The sequence below is a fragment of the Vibrio halioticoli NBRC 102217 genome, from assembly GCF_000496695.1.
GTDB lineage: Bacteria > Pseudomonadota > Gammaproteobacteria > Enterobacterales > Vibrionaceae > Vibrio > Vibrio halioticoli.
In genome coordinates, this window is the sequence record NZ_BAUJ01000024.1 from 53097 (window position 1) to 69112 (window position 16016).

Annotated in this window: 19 protein-coding genes and 1 pseudogene; 15 read left to right on the top strand and 5 right to left on the bottom strand. The window is 42.0% G+C overall.

The features are described 5' to 3' along the window. Window positions 1–40: 40 nt before the first annotated feature. Entirely contained in the window at window positions 41–283 is a 243-nt protein-coding gene (locus VHA01S_RS08835) for a hypothetical protein (protein WP_023404020.1), read from the bottom strand. 357 nt (window positions 284–640) lie between these two features. Between VHA01S_RS08835 and tnpA the strand changes: the two genes are divergently transcribed. The 3 genes and pseudogenes from tnpA to VHA01S_RS08850 form a co-directional block, all read left to right on the top strand. Beyond that, window positions 641–952, top strand: a complete 312-nt coding sequence (tnpA, locus tag VHA01S_RS08840; RefSeq protein ID WP_023404022.1) for an IS66 family insertion sequence element accessory protein TnpA — start codon at window positions 641–643, stop codon at window positions 950–952. Beyond that, a complete protein-coding gene (gene tnpB / locus VHA01S_RS08845; RefSeq protein WP_023404023.1) occupies window positions 949–1302 on the top strand; it encodes an IS66 family insertion sequence element accessory protein TnpB in 354 nt (117 codons plus the stop codon). Before tnpA ends, tnpB begins: the two co-directional genes overlap by 4 nt. A gap of 59 nt (window positions 1303–1361) precedes the next feature. Continuing rightward, window positions 1362–1721, top strand: a pseudogene (locus VHA01S_RS08850) (IS66 family transposase); the annotation flags it as partial. A 200-nt stretch (window positions 1722–1921) separates the two neighbouring features. Here the strand turns inward: VHA01S_RS08850 and VHA01S_RS08855 are convergent. Continuing rightward, window positions 1922–2824: a hypothetical protein gene (locus tag VHA01S_RS08855; RefSeq protein WP_039970535.1), complete on the bottom strand. Its 903-nt coding sequence runs from the start codon at window positions 2822–2824 to the stop codon at window positions 1922–1924. Window positions 2825–2954: 130 nt separating this feature from the next. Here VHA01S_RS08855 and VHA01S_RS08860 point away from each other — a divergent pair, with 130 nt between their 5' ends. The 6 genes from VHA01S_RS08860 (at window position 2955) to VHA01S_RS08885 (ending at window position 9193) form a co-directional block, all read left to right on the top strand. After that, a complete protein-coding gene (locus VHA01S_RS08860; RefSeq protein WP_023404026.1) occupies window positions 2955–3182 on the top strand; it encodes a DUF3820 family protein in 228 nt (75 codons plus the stop codon). Window positions 3183–3319: 137 nt separating this feature from the next. Next, window positions 3320–4177, top strand: coding sequence for a glutathione-dependent disulfide-bond oxidoreductase (gene yghU / locus VHA01S_RS08865; RefSeq protein ID WP_023404027.1), 858 nt, complete (start codon window positions 3320–3322; stop codon window positions 4175–4177). Between the two features lie 400 nt (window positions 4178–4577). Beyond that, a complete protein-coding gene (zwf, locus tag VHA01S_RS08870; RefSeq protein ID WP_023404028.1) occupies window positions 4578–6080 on the top strand; it encodes a glucose-6-phosphate dehydrogenase in 1503 nt (500 codons plus the stop codon). Next, complete coding sequence (pgl, locus tag VHA01S_RS08875; protein WP_039970517.1) at window positions 6077–6793, top strand: 6-phosphogluconolactonase; 717 nt, start codon at window positions 6077–6079, stop codon at window positions 6791–6793. Before zwf ends, pgl begins: the two co-directional genes overlap by 4 nt. Before the next feature lie 24 nt (window positions 6794–6817). After that, window positions 6818–8266, top strand: coding sequence for a decarboxylating NADP(+)-dependent phosphogluconate dehydrogenase (gnd, locus tag VHA01S_RS08880; RefSeq protein WP_023404030.1), 1449 nt, complete (start codon window positions 6818–6820; stop codon window positions 8264–8266). A 162-nt stretch (window positions 8267–8428) separates the two neighbouring features. Next, window positions 8429–9193 carry a hypothetical protein gene (locus VHA01S_RS08885; RefSeq protein ID WP_023404031.1) on the top strand — a complete coding sequence of 255 codons (765 nt, stop codon included), beginning with the start codon at window positions 8429–8431 and terminating at the stop codon, window positions 9191–9193. A gap of 46 nt (window positions 9194–9239) precedes the next feature. Here VHA01S_RS08885 and VHA01S_RS08890 read toward each other — a convergent pair whose 3' ends face one another. Further along, window positions 9240–9707, bottom strand: coding sequence for a 2TM domain-containing protein (locus VHA01S_RS08890; RefSeq protein WP_023404032.1), 468 nt, complete (start codon window positions 9705–9707; stop codon window positions 9240–9242). A gap of 369 nt (window positions 9708–10076) precedes the next feature. Here VHA01S_RS08890 and VHA01S_RS08895 point away from each other — a divergent pair, with 369 nt between their 5' ends. From VHA01S_RS08895 to VHA01S_RS08905, 3 genes are all read left to right on the top strand, one after another. After that, window positions 10077–10430, top strand: coding sequence for a DUF6559 family protein (locus VHA01S_RS08895; RefSeq protein ID WP_023404033.1), 354 nt, complete (start codon window positions 10077–10079; stop codon window positions 10428–10430). A gap of 106 nt (window positions 10431–10536) precedes the next feature. After that, the gene (gene nfsA, locus VHA01S_RS08900) at window positions 10537–11259 is read left to right on the top strand and encodes an oxygen-insensitive NADPH nitroreductase (RefSeq protein WP_023404034.1); all 723 of its coding nucleotides are present in this window, start codon (window positions 10537–10539) and stop codon (window positions 11257–11259) included. Between the two features lies 1 nt (window position 11260). After that, complete coding sequence (locus VHA01S_RS08905; protein ID WP_023404035.1) at window positions 11261–11809, top strand: DUF1415 domain-containing protein; 549 nt, start codon at window positions 11261–11263, stop codon at window positions 11807–11809. 73 nt (window positions 11810–11882) lie between these two features. Here the strand turns inward: VHA01S_RS08905 and VHA01S_RS08910 are convergent, their stop codons facing one another. Next, window positions 11883–12917, bottom strand: a complete 1035-nt coding sequence (locus VHA01S_RS08910; RefSeq protein WP_023404036.1) for a helix-turn-helix domain-containing protein — start codon at window positions 12915–12917, stop codon at window positions 11883–11885. A gap of 256 nt (window positions 12918–13173) precedes the next feature. Here VHA01S_RS08910 and VHA01S_RS08915 point away from each other — a divergent pair, with 256 nt between their 5' ends. After that, window positions 13174–13905, top strand: a complete 732-nt coding sequence (locus tag VHA01S_RS08915) for a dienelactone hydrolase family protein (protein ID WP_023404037.1) — start codon at window positions 13174–13176, stop codon at window positions 13903–13905. 27 nt (window positions 13906–13932) lie between these two features. On the opposite strand, the gene VHA01S_RS08920 is transcribed toward VHA01S_RS08915, so the two are convergent. Next, window positions 13933–14574 (bottom strand): hypothetical protein, encoded by a 642-nt coding sequence (locus tag VHA01S_RS08920; protein WP_039970521.1) that lies wholly within the window; start codon window positions 14572–14574, stop codon window positions 13933–13935. A gap of 224 nt (window positions 14575–14798) precedes the next feature. Between VHA01S_RS08920 and VHA01S_RS08925 the strand changes: the two genes are divergently transcribed. Both VHA01S_RS08925 and VHA01S_RS08930 read left to right on the top strand, forming a co-directional pair. Further along, a complete protein-coding gene (locus tag VHA01S_RS08925) occupies window positions 14799–15341 on the top strand; it encodes a cytochrome b (protein WP_039970524.1) in 543 nt (180 codons plus the stop codon). After that, a complete protein-coding gene (locus tag VHA01S_RS08930) occupies window positions 15338–15910 on the top strand; it encodes a YceI family protein (protein ID WP_023404039.1) in 573 nt (190 codons plus the stop codon). The genes VHA01S_RS08925 and VHA01S_RS08930 overlap by 4 nt, the downstream gene beginning before the upstream one ends. Window positions 15911–16016: the final 106 nt, after the last annotated feature.

Here is a 16016-nt window from a genome sequence, read left to right on the forward strand (position 1 = left end):
CTTGTTACGTGTCTGATTGAACAACTTTGATATTTTTAGATTAAAGAGCATTAATTTCACTAAACCATTCTTGTGTCGACCAGTTACTTGTATTCTGACTCGTCCTTACTTCTACATTTTGTCCTTTAAGGGTTAATGCCTTATCGTAAATATTTAAGGCGGATTCTTTATATCTACCGATACTCATTTTTAAATATCTACCATCTGAATTTTTAATATATACATATGAATTATCTTTAGTGACTTCAGATAAAATACCAAAACTATGCCAAACAAATGCCATTACTATTCCCTTGTAAATATATAAATTAAAAATTGTACGAACTATAATATAATATTGTTAATAACAGGCTAGTTCGTTTTGTAGTCTGCCTAACCGTCAATAAACCTACCATAAGTCATTAAAAGATAAAGCCGGTACATCATAATTTGTGCTTTGACATCACATAAAAATAAGCCTTTGTGTTATCCCTCATTCGTATTGCTCGTTATGATAGGGTATGTACTGTTAATCTATTGATTTGTTTGATTTATCATCGAGAAAATAGACTTGTTTAATGGTAAGCGAGTCATAAACCCCGCATTCTAATCTCCTAAAACGAATAATAAGATCAAGTCTCCAACCATGAGGAGATTTGAAATGGGTATACGACGCACCACCCAAGAATGGCAAATGCTTATCGAGCAATCTGAATCGAACTCATTGTCTACACTTGCATTTTGTAAGCTCAAGGAAGTCAATCCTTCAACGTTTTATGCCAAACTTAAACAACTCAACAAAACTGAGGTTTATCAAGGCTTCGTTAGAGCTGAAGTCGTCGAAAAGACGACGAAGTATCAAGCTCAAATTGCAACGGCTAACATGACACTGCTTGTCAATGATGTTGAGCTGAGCATTCCGCAAGGCACGCCAGTGGCCTATCTCGCAGAGCTTATCGGTGCGTTATCATGAAACGTATGCTCAGCGCACCAGAGGTTTACCTGTATCGTGAGAGTGTCGATTTTAGAAAGTCCATTAACGGCCTCGCTGCGATTATTGAAAGTGACACCGACTTATCTTTGGGGAGTGGTGCACTGTTCCTGTTCACCAACAAACAGCGCGATAAAATCAAAGTATTGTACTGGGATAAAACAGGCTTTGCTCTTTGGTACAAGCGCCTCGAAAAAGCCAAGTACAAGTGGCCTACACAAGAGAAAAATGAGGTGTTTACCCTCACTCAATTCGAGCTTGATAGACTGCTTTCTGGCTTCACGATTATCGGCCATAAACCCGTTAAAATAAACAATTTTACAATGACTTAAACGATAATAAAGCCTTATCCACCAAGCATTAACGGCATAATTTTAGTATAATAAATGCCATGAAAAAGACGCCAAATATCAACCCAGAAAGTCAAGATGTTGCCGAGCTACAAGCGATGGTGAAAACGCTGATGGCGTCAGAAACCCAATTGAAACAAGAGCGTCAATCGCTACTTGAACAACTCAAGCTTGCCTTCGACCGCCAGTTCGCTAAACGCTCGGAGGCGTTAAAGCCTTACGATGAATCTCAAGGTGACCTCTTCAACGAAGTGGAATGTGAAGCCGCTAAGGAAGAAGAGGTTGAGGTCACGACGACCACCACAACGAAGAAGCGCGGTAAACGCAAACCACTTCCAAAGACCTTGCCCCGTGAGGTTATCGAACTTGATTTAGACGACCATGAAAAGCAATGCGCTTGCGTTTAATGGGACTAATTTGAAGAAAGTAGTTGTTCAGTCGGTGCTAACTGATTTTGGAAAACGAGCTAGGTTTATCCATACAGAGTAAGCTAATCCGATTGTCTACTTCCGATCTTAAAACTTAAAATAATTTGATAGCTAAAACAGAATACTACTTGAATAATAACTTGGCTTATTCATCCCTAATAAAACAAACACCTCTAAAAATTATCAAATCGAACCTCCAACCTAAGCCGAATACTCGCTTCTTTCTCAAAGCTTTGCTGATATTCCCGATACCAGTTGTATTCGGGGGTGATTTCGTAATAGAACCAATCAAAAAAGATATTTTGGCGATAGGTGAGGCTGATTAGGGTGTTATCTATAAAAGAGTGTGGAGTGTCGGTTGCTGTGGTGCTGATGGTGTAGTTAATGGCTTGGGTTGGGGAGATATATTGGTACAGAATAAATCCGGTTCCCATATTCCAAATGCTAGTGTCATCGGCATGATCTCTTTCAAATTCGGCGAAAGATGTCCAGCGCAGTAGAAAGTTTGTGTTTATGGCGTGATCGATATCAAACTGGGTCGATTCGCCGGTTAACTCCGTTTGTTGGTAAAGCTTTTGCGTAATACGGCTTACCGTATTGACGGTGATTGGGTAGGTAAAGCGATAACGTGCTTCGATTTTGGGTTTAAATGTGGCTTTGATATTAAAACTACTGTTACCCTTGGCGTAGATGTCGTATCTCAGGCCGACGTTGTTTTCTACTTCGTCAGAATTTTTTGGAAACAGGTCGAAAAGAGAATCTTCCCCCTCTGATTCAATGATGAGTTTTAGTCGCTTGGTTACTTTTGGCAGGTTAAATTTCGCATCAATTTTGCTTTTGTATTTAAAGCCGTCTTGTTCAAAGTATGAAAAATCGTTTTTCCAACGCACGGAAGTACCTGCACGAGCGTCTTCAGTGACGCGATCGTCGGCGAAGAAGTCATCAAACCATACGGCAGGTTGACAAAACTTGGTGTTGAGGAAGTGATAAACGCGCGAAATTGGCCTATTATCGTCAGGTTTGCTTAAGCATTTTTCTTCGCTGTCCTGCGCTTGTATTGGCAGAGAGAAACTCATCAGCAAAGTAAACAGAAACAGGTAAATGGAAGTGGTGATGTGCAAAAACGATCCTTTGTTTGTTTCACTCACTTCTATTATGGTAGATGCATTTCACAATGTCACAAAGTGTTTGATTTGGTTTTAAAAAGTGTTTGATAAAGAAAATATACTTAAACTTGCGCACATGAAAATGCCGTTTGGGAAGTACGCTGGTCGTGTACTGATTGATCTTCCTGAAGAGTATTTATTATGGTTTCAAAACAAAGCGCAATGGCCAGAAGGTGAGCTTGGGCGATTACTGCAACTTTGCTTAGCACTTAAGGTGGAAGGGTTAGATTCAGTAATAAAGCCGCTGAAAGACACCCGTCGATATTAGGCTAATACCGACAAATACTATGGACACTTTGAACCTATAAGCTCAAGTCTAAGGGTGATAGAGTGTAGATAAGTTTATAAGTGGTAAGGGATATCGATTGATGTTCCTAAATGATCGGATAGGCAAAAGGAGAGACCATGAGCGAGCAATACGTACCACCTAAAGTCTGGGTTAATGATAGTAGTGGCGGCAACAAATGGGCCAATATCAATAGCCCCGAAGCAGGCGCGAGATTTGAAAAAGTATTGCCTGAGGGGGAACATTCGTTACAGCTTTATTCTTTAGGCACTCCTAACGGGCAAAAAGTCACTATTATGCTTGAAGAGCTGTTGTCTGCTGGTGTTAAAGAAGCAGAATACGATGCTTACTTAATTAATATCGGTGAATCCGATCAGTTTTCTTCAGGGTTTGTGGGCGTTAACCCAAATTCGAAAATTCCGGCTCTTGTGGATAAAAGTGGTGATCAGGCGGTTAACGTATTTGAATCTGCTTCTATTTTGGTTCATTTGGCAGAAAAGTTTGGCCATTTTTTACCAAGCAGTGGCGCCGCACGCACCCAAACGTTTAATTGGCTATTTTGGGCACAAGGTTCAGCGCCTTTCTTAGGTGGTGGCTTTGGACACTTCTTTGCTTACGCAGACGAAAAACAAGAATATCCAATCAATCGATTTGCAATGGAAGCTAAGCGTCAATTAGATGTGTTAGACAAGCAATTGGCGAATAATGTGTTTATTACGGGCGATGAGTATACGATTGCTGACATCGCAATTTGGCCTTGGTATGGCAATCTTGTACTGGGCAAGCTATATGATGCAGCTGAGTTTTTGCAAGTTGAGTCATACACTAATGTGCTGCGCTGGGCGAAACAAGTTGCTGAGCGAGAAGGGGTGCAGCGTGGTCGCATCGTGAATCGTGCTTTTGGCGAAAAATGGGAGCAACTGCCAGAAAGACATTGCGCAGAAGATATCGATAAAGTGTTAAAACTGCGTCCTTAACTCTTAGTTAAATCGGTTAGCAAAATTGCTTGAATATGAATCAAGGTGACCATCTGTTTTGCTAATGATGTCAATATTTATAGGGCTTTGTTGCTACAGAGCCCTAATTGATGCTTAATTTTCATGCAGCCAAATTGCAAAAATAAGTATGCGAATGAAAAATGTTTATATTAAAGCGTCATAAAGCTAAACTATAGGGGCAGGCAATCTCCGAAAACAAGTCGGAGATTTTTTTTGCCTATAGATTGCAATTATTCACTGTGAAAATGTGACAAATTATTTAAATTCGCCTTATTCGGTGTAGAATTCTTTTCATGGTGCATTGTGAACCATTCGTACGTGGATTCCCCCGCGACACGATGGATGTATGCAACCCTTAAAGGCACTTGAAGGACAAATGATGGTTATACCTGATAAAAGCAGCATAGTAATTTTTGGTGCTTCTGGAGATTTAACTTACCGCAAGTTAATTCCCGCTTTATATAGACTGTACCAAAGCGGTCAACTTCCCCAATCATTTTATATTTTAGGCGTAAGTCGTACTGAATACAGTGATGAGTCTTACCGCGAAAAATTGAAGAAAGCACTGATAGAATTTGAAAAAACAGAAGAGTCTGTACTAGAAGAATTCATAAGCCATCTTCACTATCAAGCTATCAATACCTCTGATACTGCAGATTATGCCAAATTGGTTGCTCGCCAAGACGAACTTGCCGCGCACTACCAGTTACAAGAGCGTAATGTGCTGTATTACTTAGCGACACCACCGAGCCTATATTCTGTTATTCCAGCAAGCCTTGCCGCTCACGGTCTAAACAAAGAAGACGACGGTTGGAAACGCCTTATCGTTGAAAAGCCTTTTGGTTACGATTTAGCATCAGCGCAACTGCTCGATACGCAAATCCATGAGCATTTTGAAGAAACTCAGCTGTACCGTATTGACCATTATCTTGGTAAAGAAACAGTACAAAACCTGTTAGTGTTCCGTTTTTCAAATATCATGTTTGAGCCGCTTTGGAACCGTAACTTCATTAACTATGTGGAAATCACCGGTTCTGAATTCCTTGGCGTAGAAGAGCGGGGCGGTTATTACGACGGCTCTGGCGCAGTGCGCGATATGTTCCAAAACCACCTATTGCAAGTATTGGCTATGGTAGGCATGGAGTCACCTCCGCGCATCAATGCTGATTCAATTCGTGACGAAGTGGTAAAAGTACTAAGAAGCTTAAAACCACTTGAAGAGCATGATTTAGTGAACAACCTTGTATTAGGTCAATACACTGAATCGGAAGTTCGTGGTGAGTTTTTACCAGGTTATCGTGACGAACCCGGTGTGGCAGAAGATTCTCGCACCGAAACCTACATTGGACTGAAAGCCTACATTAACAACAGCCGTTGGAATGGGGTTCCATTTTATGTTCGTACTGGTAAGCGTCTGCCGACTCGTGTAACAGAAGTGGTTATCCACTTTAAAGATACGCCACACCCAGTGTTTGGACAGGATGCGCCTGAAAACAAACTGATTATCCGTATTCAGCCGGATGAAGGTATTCAAATAAGCTTTGGTTTGAAAGAGCCAGGTGCAGGTTTCCACGCTAAAGAAGTAAAAATGAACTTCCATTACAAGTCTTTAAACGAAGCGCATATGCTCACCGCATACGAACGTTTATTGCTGGATGCGTTAAATGGCGATGCAACGTTATTTGCTCGTTCTGATGCGGTCGAAACCTGTTGGGAATATGTTCAGCCTATCTTAGACTTTAAAGAACGCCCACAAGCGTTATTTGGTTATGCCTGTGGTACATGGGGACCAAAAGAATCTCATGATCTACTAGAGCGTGATGGAAGAGCTTGGCGCTTCCCTTGCAAAAACTTAACCGATACAGATTATTGCGAATTATGATGAATACCAAAATCTTTAGTACGCCAACCCAAGTGGTTGAGCAATTAGCCAAAGAGTTACAAAGCTTTAGCCATAAAGGCCGAGCGGTACATATTTCTTTATCTGGTGGCAGCACCCCTAAAATGCTATTCAAGTTGCTGGCGACTGAGCCGCATGCGAGCAGCATTGATTGGAACAACCTGCATTTTTGGTGGGGTGACGAACGTTGCGTAGCCCCAACGGATGCAGAAAGTAACTTTGGTGAAGCAAACGCTTTGCTATTTGTTCCTGTTGGCGTGCCAGAGGCAAATATTCACCGCATTTTAGGTGAAAATGACCCTCAGCAAGAAGCCATTCGTTTCGCAACGGAAATGAGCGATGTGGTTGACACTCAAGATGGCGTTCCAGTATTTGATTGGATTTTGCTAGGCGTGGGTGCTGATGGGCATACGGCTTCTTTGTTCCCAGAACAAACAAATTACCAAGAAGAAAAATTGGCTATCGTTGCTTCGCATCCAGAATCTGGACAGCTACGTATTTCGAAGTCAGCAAAAGTGCTACAAGCGGCCAAACGCATTAGCTATTTAGTGTTAGGCGCAGGCAAACAAGATATCGTACATGAGATCTACAATACGCCAGCTGAGGATCTTCCCTATCCAGCAGCAAAAATTCACTCCAATGTGGGTGAAACAGAATGGTTTTTAGACTCAGACGCAGCAAGTAAGATTGCTTAAGATAAGTATAGTAGGAGAGACAAAATGAAAGGTGATATTGGTGTAGTTGGACTCGCAGTAATGGGTCAAAACCTTATCTTAAACATGAACGATCATGGCTTTAAAGTGGTAGCACATAACCGTACTGCGGCTAAAGTTGACCAATTTTTAGAAGGCCCAGCAAAAGACACTAACATCGTTGGCGCTTACTCTTTACAAGAAATGGTAGAGAAGCTAGAAACACCACGTAAAGTGATGCTTATGGTGCGTGCTGGTGATGTGGTTGATAGTTTCATCGAACAACTTATCCCACTACTAGATAAAGGTGACATCATCATCGATGGTGGTAACACTAACTATCCTGACACAAACCGTCGCGTAGCTTACTTACGTGAAAAAGGCATTCATTTCATCGGTACTGGCGTATCAGGTGGTGAAGAGGGTGCACGTTTTGGTCCTTCAATCATGCCAGGCGGCTCTCCAGAAGCATGGGAAGCAGTGAAACCTATCCTACAAGGCATCTCAGCGAAAACTGACAAAGGTGAGCCTTGCTGTGATTGGGTAGGTAACGATGGTGCAGGTCACTTCGTTAAAATGGTACACAATGGCATCGAATACGGTGACATGCAGCTTATCTGTGAAGCGTACCAATTTATGCAAGACGGTCTTGGCATGTCTGCTGACGATATGCAAAAAGTATTCGCTGACTGGAACACCACTGAGCTAGACAGCTACCTAGTAGAAATCACAGCAGATATCTTGAAATACCGCGACGAAGATGGCGCGCCATTAGTTGACAAGATCCTTGATACTGCAGGCCAAAAAGGTACCGGTAAATGGACAGGTATCAATGCCCTTGATTTAGGTATTCCACTAACGCTTATCTCTGAGTCTGTTTTCTCTCGTTGCCTATCTTCAATGAAAGACCAACGTGTAGCGGCTGAGAAATTATTTGGTAAAACAGTGCAGCCTGTTGCAGGCGATCAACAAGAATGGGTTGATGCACTTCGCCAAGCACTGCTTGCGTCTAAGATCATCTCTTACGCACAAGGTTTCATGCTAATGCGTGAAGCATCAAACCAAAATGGTTGGGACCTAAACTACGGTAACGTAGCACTAATGTGGCGTGGCGGTTGTATCATCCGTTCTGCATTCCTAGGTAACATTCGTGATGCGTTTGAGACCGATCCTGAGATTGCATTCCTAGGTTCAGACCCTTACTTCAAAGCTATCCTAGAAAACTGTCTAAGTGCATGGCGTAAAGTAGCGGCTAAGTCGCTAGAAGTGGGCATCCCAATGCCTTGTACAACGTCTGCACTTTCGTTCCTTGATGGTTACACAACAGCTCGTTTGCCTGCAAACCTTCTTCAAGCGCAACGTGACTACTTTGGTGCTCACACTTATGAGCGTCTTGACCGTGAGCGTGGTGAATTCTTCCACACTAACTGGACTGGTACAGGCGGCGACACAGCATCAACAACTTACGACGTTTAATCGTCAGTGATTGTCTTTTTTACTAACAAGACAAAGGTTGATCTAACTAGGTAATTTAAGGGTGACTTGTTATGCAAGTCACCCTTTTTCGTGATTGGGCGACCTATTCAGAATATAAAAATTGCTATATCATCAAACAAAACAATCATCAGGTAATACAATATGACTACATTATATACAGAAGCGGCCAAAGAGCTTTTAAGCCGCCGCGTAGCGGGTACTAAAGCGCCACGTCTTGCAGAAAACATTCGTCCAACGACTCTAGAAGACGCTCTGCAAACTCAAGCAGCAATGATTGAACTGAAAAACGGCGCTGTAGGCGGCTGGAAATGTTTAAACCCACTTGGCGAAGGCAAATACATTGTTGCTCCTATCTTTGCTGATAGCGTGAACAGTGGCGATACATGTGAATTATTTATGGACAATGGCGCTGCGCGCATTGAACCAGAAATTGGCTTTAAACTAGGTAAAGATCTTCCTGCAAACGCAGAAGGTTACACTGAAGAGCAAATCAATGACGCTATCGGTTCATGCCACATGGCACTTGAACTAATGCAAGCACGTTTTGCTGCAGACAGCGATGCTGAGTTCAACGAAAAACTGGCTGACTGCATGGTAAACCAAGGTCTGTTTGTTGGCCCTGAAATTGCTCGTGAAAAAGCCTTTGATGCGGCTAAAGTTAACGTGACTGTGACTCAAGGTGACAATGTTCAAAACTTTGATGGCACACATCCAAACGAATCGGCGCAAAGCCCAGTTTACTGGCTAATTAACTTCATGACTCGTCGCGGCGTTACTTTTAAAGCTGGCGAGACTATCATTACCGGTTCTTACTGTGGCATCGTTGAAGTTGAATTCGACAAGCCTACAACAGTAAATTACGCAGGCATCGGTGAGTACCAAGTGGTATTTAACGCTAAAGCGTAATTGATGTGATGATTTGAATAGGGGCGATTGCCCCTATTTTTTTGATTTACATTTTTCGACCTAGGCGTTTTTCTATTTGACGCTTTTCCCATTTAACGCCAAAGAAATCGAACACTTCAAAAGCGTTTAATCCATGGTTGATAATGCCAATACCCCAACCTAGCGCGGGCCACCACGCCCAAATATAGCCAGAATCTGTAATTAGGTTTATGGCAAATAAGACCACCATCACTGCTAAGTACGTCATTAGATGAGAATAAAAGCTCTTAATGGCTCTTACCTGATCAATGACAATTTGCTCTTCGTTGGTAATTTCTACTTTGTCGGTCATTGCTGGCTCCTGTTGAAGGTGAGATACACTTGTTTCGAACACAGCAGCAAGAGATTTTAATGACTCAAGGCTTGGCTTTTGACCTCTTTCAATCCGTTGTATTGTGCGAATACTGAGATCGCTAAGCTCTGCAAGTTGCTCTTGCGACCAACCGTTTTTAAGTCTGAGTTTTCTGATTATCATTTCAAATTCCTTAACGCTGCATCGACACTAAAAGTATCAGTAGCCTAAACAAAAGATAACGGCATTTAGACGACACGCTTACGACATTACTTATATTTCAATAGTTTACATGCATTTCTATGTCTTGGGTAATTTACTATTTTGTTCCTTTTATAAATATTCATTAACTGTATTTTAATGGCAAATTCTCGTGTTATTAGCGAGTAAGAGATGTTTAGGCATAGTGTAAATCATGGCACATCTATAAAGGATGGCGTTTAGCGACTACAAGCACGATAAATGTCGCGCAGGGTGTTAACATGCTAATGAGGCGCTAGATTTCCTAGTTTAAGCTAAGGTGATTGGATAGCCACAAACTCAAGGAGTCGCATGTTTGGATATATTCAACGTAGCAGAATTGCAAAAGTGATTAAGTTGCTTTCGCCTGTATTACTAAAAGGCTATGGCAGACGTGATTACTACTCTATCGGACAAATACAAGCCAGTAGTAAAGCGCTGAGTCAACGTCAGCAGCAGTGTGCGCAGGCCTTGTTTGCACACCCTCAAGACTTAGGTGATGCCCCTATATTCAATCGGCTGCGAAAGGACATAGCGCGTGACTTCTTTGCCGGTGATGACTATAGCGCCAGTGATGTGTTAAATGTACTTGGCAAGGGCGCTTGGAAAGGAGGGCGCATGAATGACGATATATCGAACCGCAGCGGGATGAATAGTCGTTATTAATCGCCTTGTTCAAATTATTATCGCTAAGGCTATTTGCTGAAAGCCTCTTTGCTCAAAGGCGCATTATTGCTACCCTAAACATCAACAACTTGTTATGGAAAGCCTGATGAATAGCACTATAGAGACGCTTCTTTCACACCGTTCAATTCGATCTTTTACCGAGCAAAGTATTTTACCAGAGCAACTCGATACCATTTTAGATTGTGGTTTAGCGGCCTCAAGTTCTAGCTTTATTCAGTGTGTGTCTATTGTTCACGTGCAAGATAAAGAAAGCCGCGCCAAACTAGCGCAATACGCGGGTGGGCAACCTTATGTGGAAAGTTGCGCCGAGTTTTTCGTATTCTGCGCAGATTTTCATCGTCATCAAGAAATTCATCCACAAGCTCAGCTAGGGTTTACCGAGCAAACGCTGATAGGCGCTGTTGATGCGGCTATGGTTGCTCAAAACTGTCTGACGGCGGCAGAATCACTAGGATTAGGGGGAGTGTACATCGGCGGACTAAGAAACAACCCGCAACCAGTTACTGACCTTTTAGCCCTACCTAAGCACGTTATCCCTCTATTTGGTTTATGCTTAGGCCATCCTGCGCAAACGCCAGAGATCAAACCTCGCTTACCTAAATCCATTGTGGTTCATCAAGAAACCTACCAAGCATTAGATAAAGAAGTGCTAACAAGGTACGACGCACACATTCAAGCCTACTACGCAACTCGCACAGATAATAAGAAAGCGGCGTCTTGGTCTGATCAAATTACGCAAACGCTGAGCAAAGAAGCGCGTCCGTTTATGCAAGAATTCCTACAACGCCAAGGGTTTAATATAAAGTAATATGACTATCAATTTACAGCAGGTAGAAAATCAAACCCGAGAATGGTTAGAAAAAGTGGTGATTGGGCTAAATTTGTGTCCGTTTGCCGCTAAACCTAATCGAAATAAACAGATCAGAATTGCCGTTACAGAAGCGGACAATGAAGAGCAATTGCTAGAGTTTATCTTGCAAGAGTTCATGCATTTGCAAAGCACCGACGTCGAAGAGCTAGAAACGACTTTGGTCACTATCCCTAATTTCTTAGATGATTTTATGGATTACAATCTGTTTTTAGATTGGGTTGATGCGCTCATCAAACAGCAAGATTACGAAGGGGAGTTTCAAATTGCCACCTTCCATCCCGATTATTGCTTTGCCGGAACGCATCCCGACGATGACGAAAACCTCACCAACCGTTCGCCATACCCGGTGATCCACTTGATCAGAGAAGCGAGTATGGAAAGGGTGCTAAAACACTACCCAGACCCAGAAGCAATCCCAGAAAACAACATCGAACGCGTCACCAACCTCACCACCGAACAAAGAAAAGCCTTATTCCCATACTTGTAATAGTGGCGGTCTAATTGTGGGGTCAGGTCTTGAAATTTGCACTTTGTGCAAATTTCAAGACCTGACCCCGCAATTATCGCACCCCGCTTAAAAGTACTTGATAGCGTTTTGGGGTGATGCCGCTAAATCGTTTGAAGGCGCGGGAGAAGTGGGCGATATCGGCGTAGCCGAGTTGGATTGAAATTTGAGTTAAGCTGAGATTTTGATTCATTAAGTCGCAGGCAGTGTTAAACATTAGGCTGTTTTTAATGGCTCTAAATGAGTTTTTCTCTTGCAACAGTTTACGTTGCAGACTTCGGGTACTCATGTTTAATAATTTAGCGGCAAGCTCTATGTCTAAGGTCTGTTCATGAACGTAGGGCATAAGGGCGGTATATAAGGTATCGGTAAAGGTACTGTGCCAAACAATTTCTTTTACTGCTGGTTCTGGGTAGTGGGTATTGATTTGTTGGTCTAATAATTCTAAATCGACACTGATCTTGGTGTGTTTTTGCGAGAAGAGTACTTGTATATCAATGGGGATATTTTGCGCAAATTGTCCCGTTCGACTTTGAGTAAGTGCGACCGTTTTCGGTCGCCATGCGTCATTGTTGGTTAGTGAACGAATCAACTCAACGCAGTATAGAACGTTGAATATCTCCTGCCAGTCATTGATCTCTTTGTGCTGCATAGCGGAACAGAACCACGCACTGTTTTCGTCGACTTCTAAGTATTGCGATGCAACAGGGATGGATTCACGAATCAATAAATTAAATTTGGTCAGCACTTCCCGAACCGTCAGATTTTTAGACAGTGTTTTTACAAAGTGTGGAATCAATTGGGTTCGCTGAGTATGAACCACCGCCTGAACAAAAGCGAAGATCCCCTCATCTTGATAAACTTTGCCAAAGATACTCCTTACTGAACCATTCACAATCATATTACTTGAATCGAGTAACATCTCTCGGCTGATATTGGCATGCAACAGAGCGTCGGTCATATTGATGCCTTGTTTTTCAAATTGCACAATAATGGTGTTGACTATGTCTGCACGCACCAAAGGGATGGCTTCGGTAATGTCGTCATTGTTTTCATTTTTTGAGTGCAAGTCAGAAGTTTTTTGGTTCAAATTAATTTATCCACATTAAGGCGAATGAGCAAAATATGACGGTGTGTTACCAATGTGTACCATATTCAGTAAGTATAGTCAGTGTTGGCAGTTACAAAATTATGCTTAAAAATAAATAGCTTACAAATTAAGTTAGTGGAATCAGTGTCTCGTCAAAATAGTTAATACTTATAACAAAAAAATCAAATAGAAATAGTTATTGTTTCTATAAAGGCGTACTACACTCAATTGAACTCATAAGGAAGGAGAGAGTGTTATGCGCTATTTTTTGTATGCAGCGTTGCTAGCGGGTTCTACCAATGTGTTAGCGGGAGAAGACGTTGTTTATGAAGTGGATGGAAAAGAATATCAAGGTTATTGGTCTAAGATCTCTGATTCTGCGCCATTGGTGGTCTTAGTTCACGATTGGGATGGATTAACTGAGTACGAAATTAAGCGAGCAAAAATGCTTAATGAAGTCGGTTATAACGTTTTTGCAGCTGACCTGTTCGGTAAAGGCATTCGCCCAACGGAAGTGAAAGACAAAAAACAGCACACAGGTGAGCTTTATAAAGACCGAGCAAAGTTGCAAAAGCTAATGGCAGAAAGCCAGCTTAAAGCAGAAATGCTCAACGGAAGTAAAGATAACACTGTGGTAGCCGGGTATTGTTTTGGGGGAGCGGCGGTTCTCGAATCGGCTCGTGCAGGCAATGCAGCGAAAGCCTTTATTAGCTTCCATGGCGGATTAAAAACACCGCAAGGTCAAGATTACAAAATGACCAAAGCACCTGTAGTGATCTTCCATGGCACGGCGGATAAAGTCGTTAGTATGACTGATTTTGCCATGCTTGCCGATGAGCTTGAAAGTACCGGCATTAAGCACGAAATGATCTCGTATGGCGGTGCACCGCATGCATTTACTGTACTAGGCTCTGATCGTTATCGAGAAGAAGCGGATCTAAAATCATGGAACCGTTTCAACGAAGTATTAGCCGAAGTGACTAATTAACCTTACTCATTCCGGTATTCGCGTGGATTATTTACACTCGAAAATAGCATAAAGGTGGACGTATCTTTTAACAAAGGATCCGTCCTCCTGTCGTTTTAGGGGGTGAGTATGGGTTTTATAGCAAGGCTGTAATCGCAGTTCTTGTAGCAATTGATCCAGTTTCGGTGGTTGTGATGGCGCAAGATGTATACCCCTTTGCGTGTATTCACTTAAATCATCAGGCAAGCGATTGTGCCACCAATCAATAAGCTGTTGGCTAGTGTTTATCCTATTGAGCCAATGATCACAGACCAATACTACGCAGTCATTCGGTTGAATGGCGTAACTAAATTCACTTTGCCATGTGGCTAACGTTTCAAATAGGTGTGATTTAAAGACTTTATTAGCGGTTTTTATAGAATACGGAAAAAGCCACACACTGCCGTATTGCAAGGTAATACGTCGATAGACGGTATTGTTTGCGTGGGAGTTTTTGCTGGTATCTATGGGTTCAATAACCGTCGAAGACCCAAAAGCTTGCGCTGTTTTTTGTAAGCGTCGTTCCACCAGAGAAGTTAAGTGGTGATTGCTAATACCTCGGTTGTGCACGGTAGGATAGTGCTGCTTAGAGAGGGAAAGACAGTCGTTTTGAACCGCTTTAAGTGCCTGAATAACGATGTCTTTTAGCAAAAATCACTCCAATAAATAAGGATTAGCATTGATGAGTCTAATATAGTTTAAATTGTAACTTAGAGTAAATAGTAGTGCCTGTTCAAAGTTTTTGATTTGAATAGATAAATTAACCCAAACTCGAATGAAATTTATTTACCTTTACTGGATGTATCTTGTAGTCTTACTGTTAAATTATTTACCCATTGGTTAATTTATTGTTTTTGGGTACGCATGGCTTACTGATGAAGGACTATTATTTGAACAGCTACAATTTGACCTCTCGTGTCATTCATTGGTGTTCGGCAATCGCCGTTGTGAGCATGTTTGCCCTTGGCTGGTGGATGGTTGACTTAGACTATTATAGCCAGTGGTATCAAACAGCCCCATTTATTCACAAATCGATTGGCATTATTTTAGCTCTTGTCACCTTATTTCGCATTATTTGGAAGAGATACAAAGGCGCACCTAAACTTGAAGGGAATACATTTGAAGTGAAAGCCGCTAAATCTGCACATCACTTAATGTATTTATTATTGTTCGTGCTATTTGTGTCTGGCTATTTAATTTCTACCGAAGATGGTCGCGCCATATCTGTCTTTGATTGGTTTTATGTTCCGGCTTTAGGCAAGTTGTTTGAAGGACAGGCCGATTTGGCAGGAGAGGTTCACTATTATGTGGCTTATGCATTGATTGGACTGGCGATCATTCATGCATTAGCGGCGTTAAAACACCACTTTATCGATAAAGATAATACGCTACGAAAAATGACAGGAGGCTTAAAATGAAGAAATGGACAACAACGTTGGGGTTGGTGGCAATAATGGCAGCGCCGTTATACGCCAATGCCGCTGACTATGTAATTGATACAAAAGGCGCACACGCCTCGATTAACTTTAAGGTAAGTCATTTAGGTTATAGCTTCATTAAAGGTCGTTTTAATCGATTTGAAGGTGAATTCAGTTACGATCCTAAAGACGTAAACGCATCAAAAGTCACAGTAACGGTGGATACCACAAGTCTTGATTCAAACCATGCTGAGCGTGATAAACACATCCGCAGTGATGACTTTATTGATGCAGGAAAGTACAAAGAAGCGGTATTTACCAGCACCAAAGTGATGGATAAAGGCGATGGTAAGTTTGACATTATGGGCGACTTAACCCTGCACGGACAAACAAAACCGATTACGATTTCGGCTGACTTTATTGGTGAAGGTAAAGACCCGTGGGGTGGACAACGCGCCGGCTTTATGGGCACAACCCGTTTAGAGTTAGCTGACTTTAATATCCCGGTGATGGGTGCATCTAGCTATGTCGATATGGAACTGCATATCGAAGGTAAAATGAAGAAATAGCTTATCGCTATTATTTATACTTCCCCTAAAGGATCTGGTGATAATCGCGAGATCCTTTTTTAATTTTTATACCAATCACACTAAGTAAGTGCTCAGAACTTGCGCA